The sequence below is a fragment of the Corynebacterium sp. HMSC072G08 genome, assembly GCF_001809185.1.
GTDB classification, from domain to species: Bacteria; Actinomycetota; Actinomycetes; order Mycobacteriales; family Mycobacteriaceae; genus Corynebacterium; species Corynebacterium phoceense.
The window spans coordinates 1-5,956 of the sequence record NZ_KV796388.1; the positions used below are offsets into that span (position 1 = coordinate 1).

Genomic DNA, 5,956 nt, shown 5'->3' on the forward strand with positions numbered 1-5,956 from the left:
CGGGCCAACAGGCTGGCCAGCTCCCCCATAATGGTCATGCACCACACGCTAAAACGAGTACAGCCCTCCGGCAAGCGGAGGACTGCACATTCTATTTGGCACCCAAAAGATACTGGGCATTAGCTGCGCGAACGGGGTCGCGGCGGCAAAAAATTAGCGGTGCTGCGCCGTGCGAACAGCCCACACGGCGCAAAGACGCAGACATGCGAAAATTCCCAGGAGTCTTCCTGTAACGCCGTTCCTAATAAAGTCCCGCTTCGCGTGCCATGGCGGCCACGGCGGCGGACTTCTGCGCGATGGCGAGCTCCTCGTTGGTGGGTACGACGAAGACCTTCACCGGAGAGGTGCGCGTGGAAATCATGCGCGGCTCACGCGACGGCGAGAGGTTGGCTTCCTTGTCAAAGTGGATGCCGTACATGTCGAGGTTGTACAGGGAGTCCTGGCGGACCTCCGTGTCGTTCTCGCCCACACCGGCGGTAAAGGTAATCGCGTCGACGCGGCCGAGCGCGATCATGTACGCGCCAATGAAGCGGCGCAGCGCGTGGATGTAGATGTTGTACGCCAGCCACGCGTCCTGGTCCTCGTTCTGGATGCGCTCGCGCAGAACACGGAAGTCGTTGACGCCAGCCAGGCCCTTGACACCGGACTGCTTGTTGAGCAGGTTGTCGATCTCATCGATAGACATGCCCGCCTGGCGAGCCAGGTGGAAGATGATGCCAGGGTCAATGTCACCGGAACGGGTACCCATGGCCAGACCGGCCAGCGGGGTCAGACCCATGGAGGTGTCGATAGCGCGGCCATTGCGGATGGCGGCGGCCGAGGCACCGTTGCCCAGGTGCAGCGTGATCTGGTGAACGTGGCCTGGGTCGCGGTCCAGCAACTTCGGGACCTGCTGCGAGACGAACTCATGCGAGGTGCCGTGGAAACCGTAGCGACGGATGTCGTACTGGGAGGCAACCTCATTGTTGATGGCATACAGCGCAGCGGCTGGCGGCATGTGGTTGAAGAACGCGGTATCGAAGACCGCCACGTGCGGGATGTTGGGCAGCATGGCGCGCGCGACGCGGATGCCGTCCAGGTTCGCCGGGTTGTGCAGCGGTGCCAGCGGGATGAGGTCTTCGATCATCGACTCGATCTGGTCGGTGATGAGCTGCGGCTCGGAGAAGAGCTTGCCGCCGTGGACGACGCGGTGGCCGACGGCGATGACGTCGACATCCTGGGGGCCAACACCGTGGTCGTGCATGATCTCAAAGGCACGCTCGAGGCCGAAGGAGTGCGTGGGGATTTCCAGCTCTTCCTTGTAAGCCTCGCCGCCCGTCTTGACGGTGACAGCGCCCATGGGCTCGCCGACCTGCTCGACCAGGCCGGACACGAGCGGGGCGTCCGTGGCGGCGTTCTCGGGGTTGACGAGCTGGAATTTGACGGAGGAGGAACCAGAGTTGAGGACGAGTACGTACGACAAGGCTATTTACGCTCCTACCTGAATTGCAGTGATGGCGACGGTATTGACGATGTCCGGGACGGTCGCGCCGCGGGAGAGATCGTTGATGGGCTTGTTGAGGCCCTGCAGGATGGGGCCCACGGCCAGCGCGCCAGCGGTGCGCTGCGCCGTCTTGTAGGCGATATTGCCGGCCTCGAGGTCCGGGAAGACAAAGACGGTGGCCTGGCCGGCGACCTCGGAATCCGGGGCCTTCTTCGCAGCCACGCCCGGGTCGCAGGCGGCGTCGAACTGCAGGGGGCCGTCGACCTTGACGGTGGAGTCCAAGGCGCGCGCGGCCTCGACTGCGGCGACGGAGCGGTCCACGTCCGGGCCGGAGCCCGAGGTGCCCGTGGAGTAGGACAGGATGGCCACGCGCGGGTCAATGCCGAACTGGGCAGCCGTGCGCGCGGAGACGACGGCGATTTCGCCCAGCTGCTCCGCGGTCGGGTTGGGGTTCACGGCGCAGTCACCGAACGCCCACAGGCGTCCACGCATGACCATAAGGAAGATGGAGGAGACCACGGACGCGCCCGGAACGGTCTTGATGATCTGGAAGGACGGCTTGATGGTGTGCGCCGTGGTGTGGGCAGCGCCAGAAACCATGCCGTCCGCCAGCCCCTTGTGGACCATCATCGTCGCGAAGTAGGAGATGTCCTTCATCGTCTCGCGCGCTTGCTCGATGGTCACGCCCTTCTTCTTACGCAGCTCCGCGAAGTCCTCTGCGAACTCCTCGGCCAGCGGCGAGGTGAGGTGGTTGATGAGCGTCGCGTCCGAGAGATCCACGCCGAGCTGTCTCGCGCGAACCGTAATCGTCTCCGGGTCGCCCAGGATGGTGAGCTTGGCAATACCGCGCGCGAGCAGTTGGCCCGCGGCGAGCAGGATGCGGTCATCGTCGCCCTCCGGCAGCACGATGTGCGCGCCCACGGCCTTCGCCTTCTCCAGCAACTGGGCCTCGAAGACGGACGGGGACATGACGGGCTCCAGCGCGCCAATCGGGGCGAGCGCCCCCGGCACCTTGTCTAGGCTGTCCACGGCAACGGCGGTAGCACGCAGCTCCTTGGCGTGGCGCAGCGCGAGGTCTGCGGCAACACCGGAGCCGACGATGATGAGCGGCACGCCCAGTGCCGCGGCGGAAATCGCGTCGAAGTGGGAGTCGCCCGTGCCGCGGATGAGCCCCTGGATGCGCGGGCCCGCCGCGACGATCTCGGGGACGGAAGACAGGCCTTCAACGGACGTCGCCTCGAGCCCCAGGGTCGTAGCAAGAGCGTCGACGTCAAGGCCATCAAAGCTGCGACCAGCAACGGTCACGAGCGCGGAACGGGAGGCGGTCATAGGAAAATCCTTTTCTATAGCACAATATGGCGCGCGTCACTGGCGCGCCCGAATAGTGATCGTCTCTACCTTACCGACTTGACCACGGACAAGAGAAAATCTTGAACCACGTCACAGACGTAGAATGCGTCACATGACAGATTCGATAACCGTCGCGTCCCTCCACGAGCTCAGTCCCTTGCAGGTCCATGCACTCTACAAGCTGCGCGTGGATATCTTCGTCCACGAGCAGCAGGTCCCCTACGCCGAGATTGATGACACGGACGCCGCGGCGACCACGCGTCATCTTCTCGCCACGGATGACTCCGGCGCGGTGCTCGGCGTCGGCCGCGTCTACCCGTCCACGATTGACGGCGAGGAGGTCCTCCAGTTCGGTCGCTTTGCCGTGACCCCTGCCGCGCGCGGCACCGGCGTCGCCCGCCGCATCATGGAACAAGCCCTCCAGCTTGCCGATGCCCCCTCTACCCCACTGCCGCTCTACCTCACCGCCCAAAAGCCGCTCACCGACTACTACGGCGGCTACGGCTTTGACGTCTGCGGTCCTCAGTACGACGACGAGGGCGTGCCCCACGTGCCCATGATTCGCCGCTAGGGTCTACAACTCCTCAGGAGTCGCGGTGACGGAGATTTTGGTGGCCGCGAGGTTAGCGCGATCGCGGGCGAGGTCAACGGTCTCACCGGTGGCGGTGACCAGGCCCATGCGGCGGCCGACGTAGGCGCCGGGCTTGCCAAAGAGACGCACGTCCGTTTCTTCATAGGCGAGGGCCTCGGCAAGGCCGGTGTAGGCGACGTCCTGAATATCGGAATCCGCATGCAGGATCACGGAGGCGCCGGGGCTCACGAGGGTGACGTCAATCGGATAGCCCAGGATGGCGCGGGCATGAAGCTCAAACTCGCTGAAGCGCTGCGTGTACGCGGTGACCATGGCGGTATCGGAAGGCCGGGGCGAGACCGAAGAGAAGTAGACGTCGTCGCCGGCGACGAAGACCTCGACGCCGTACACACCGCGGCCGCCGAGCTCATTGGAGATACGCGCCGCGACGGAGCGGGCGTTGTCCAGGGCATCCTCGCTCATCGCAAGGGGCTGCCACGCCTCCATGAGATCGCCGTTCGCGTGGCGGTGGCCGATGGGTTCGCTAAACCACGTGGCCAACTCGCCCGTCTCCGGATCGATGGAACGCACGGCCAGGATGGTGGCCTCATAATCGAAGTCGACGAAACGCTCGGCGACGAGACGGTGATGGTCGCCGACGACGCGGTGGACTGCGGTCCAGGCCTCGGGGGCATCGGCAGCATCACGCACAATCATGTGGCCGCGGCCGGAGGTCGCGGTATCGGGTTTGACGATGCACGGGTAGCCGAGCTCCTCACAGGCTGCGGCGAGCTCCTCCTCGCTCTCTGCAAACTTATACGCCGAGACGGGCAGGCCCAATGACTCCGCGGCTGCGCGCATGCTCGCGCGGTCCTGCGTGAGCTCGCACGCACGTGCCGTGGGGACAACAACGGCCTGGCCTTCCTCCTCGAGCTGCTTGAGCGCGCTCACCGCGACCATCTCGACCTCAGGCACGACGAAGTCCGGCTGCACCTCGCGGACGAGGTTGAGCACCGCCTGTTCATCGTTGACGTCCGCGACGTATGCGAAGTGCGCGACTTGCTGCGCCGGCGCGCCCTTGTAGCGGTCCACCGCGTGGACCTCGAGGCCTAAGTTCTGGAACGCGCTGGCCAACTCCTTGCCCAGCTCGCCGGCGCCGAGGAGCAACACGCGGGTGGCATTGCGGGCAAGTGGCGTGCCAACGAAGTCAGCAGCAGGCTGCGGCGTGGTCATGGTGGATTCTCCTTCGAGGGACCCTGAAATAGACATTGTGGCCATTATTCCACGCCTGGGTGCAGCCCTATTGGCAGGGCGCGCAGTGTCACGGGCGTGCTCGCTTGCCGATGCCCCCTCCCCCAAGATCGCCGCAAGCCCCAACCACCGCAGTCACTGCGGTGGTTGGGGCTTGCGCATACCGGTGAGCAATGCTCACCAGAGGTTCACGAGAAACCTACCTTAAAGGATTACTTCTTGGAAGAACCATCCTTCGGGGTGATCGAGGAGTTACCGTTGGTGTCCGCCTCAATCTCGGAAGACAGGGAAGAACCATCGAAGGAAGCGGAGGAACCTTCATCCTTGGAGGAACCCTGACCAGCCGGCAGGCAGGAGTCAATAACCCAGCTCAGCGCGAGGATACCAGCGGCTGCGAGGGCGATGCCGCCTGCAACCTGGCCCACCATCGGACCGTACTTCTGCAGCTGCGCATTAAGGTCAGCAGCCTGCTTAGCGAACGGGCCCTTGTAGATGCCCAGCTGCTTCTGCAACTGCGAGTTGGCGTTAGCAATCTGGGAGTTCACATTGCCGAGCGCCTTCTCGAACTGAGCCTTAATCGGCGCCATGCCCGGGATATTCACCTGGTCGGCGAGGCCAACCGGAATCAGGAGCAGCAGCGGCAACGACGTGGTCGCAATCGCCGGGATGCACTTCGGGTTGAGACCTTCCTTGGCCTTCTCAATCGTGACGGTCACCGTGTCAATGACCTTGCCGTCCTTGTCCTTGACGGTAACGACAATCTCGTCACCCGGCTTCGCATCCTTGCCCGGGGTCACAACCAAGTTACCCTCAGCATCAATGTCTGCCGTGCCCGGACCAGTTACCTCGGTCGTGGTGCCATCAGCGACAGCGCCACCCTTGTTCGGCAGCTTGATCTCAGTATCCGGAGTGGTGGAACCATCCTTCCAATCCGGGGCGTCCGTAGCCGCAGGCTCCGTCACCTTTACCGTGACGGTGTCAATGACCTTGCCGTCCTTGTCCTTGACGGTAACGACAATCTCGTCACCCGGCTTCGCATCCTTGCCCGGGGTCACAACCAAGTTACCCTCAGCATCAATGTCTGCCGTGCCCGGACCAGTTACCTCGGTCGTGGTGCCATCAGCGACAGCGCCACCCTTGTTCGGCAGCTTGATCTCAGTATCCGGAGTGGTAGAGCCATCCTCCCAATCCGGGGAGACAACCTCCTCCGGCTTCATGTTCGGATCAGTCTTCTCATCCGTCTGGTTCGGATCCGCAACGGTCTTACCGGACTCATCCACCTTGGTGTTGAGCTCGTCACC

Annotated in this window: 4 protein-coding genes and 1 pseudogene; 1 reads left to right on the top strand and 4 read right to left on the bottom strand. The window is 63.8% G+C overall.

All coding sequences use genetic code 11. The features are described 5' to 3' along the window. Window positions 1-241: 241 nt before the first annotated feature. Complete coding sequence (locus HMPREF2559_RS01350; protein ID WP_066491212.1) at window positions 242-1,462, bottom strand: acetate kinase; 1,221 nt, start codon at window positions 1,460-1,462, stop codon at window positions 242-244. Window positions 1,463-1,468: 6 nt separating this feature from the next. Further along, complete coding sequence (pta, locus tag HMPREF2559_RS01355) at window positions 1,469-2,812, bottom strand: phosphate acetyltransferase (RefSeq protein ID WP_066491209.1); 1,344 nt, start codon at window positions 2,810-2,812, stop codon at window positions 1,469-1,471. Window positions 2,813-2,945: 133 nt separating this feature from the next. Between pta and HMPREF2559_RS01360 the strand changes: the two genes are divergently transcribed. Further along, window positions 2,946-3,404, top strand: a complete 459-nt coding sequence (locus HMPREF2559_RS01360; RefSeq protein WP_066491208.1) for a GNAT family N-acetyltransferase — start codon at window positions 2,946-2,948, stop codon at window positions 3,402-3,404. A gap of 3 nt (window positions 3,405-3,407) precedes the next feature. Here HMPREF2559_RS01360 and purT read toward each other — a convergent pair whose 3' ends face one another. Beyond that, window positions 3,408-4,637: a formate-dependent phosphoribosylglycinamide formyltransferase gene (gene purT / locus HMPREF2559_RS01365; protein WP_066491199.1), complete on the bottom strand. Its 1,230-nt coding sequence runs from the start codon at window positions 4,635-4,637 to the stop codon at window positions 3,408-3,410. Between the two features lie 230 nt (window positions 4,638-4,867). Continuing rightward, window positions 4,868-5,956, bottom strand: a pseudogene (locus HMPREF2559_RS12915) (hypothetical protein); the annotation flags it as partial.

What these genes read in the sequence shown, in the direction of transcription:
- HMPREF2559_RS01360 (WP_066491208.1), top strand. Translation starts at nt 2,946, where the DNA reads ATGACAGATTCGATAACCGTCGCGTCCCTCCACGAGCTCAGTCCCTTG.
- purT (WP_066491199.1), bottom strand. Translation starts at nt 4,637, where the DNA reads ATGACCACGCCGCAGCCTGCTGCTGACTTCGTTGGCACGCCACTTGCC.
- pta (WP_066491209.1), bottom strand. Translation starts at nt 2,812, where the DNA reads ATGACCGCCTCCCGTTCCGCGCTCGTGACCGTTGCTGGTCGCAGCTTT.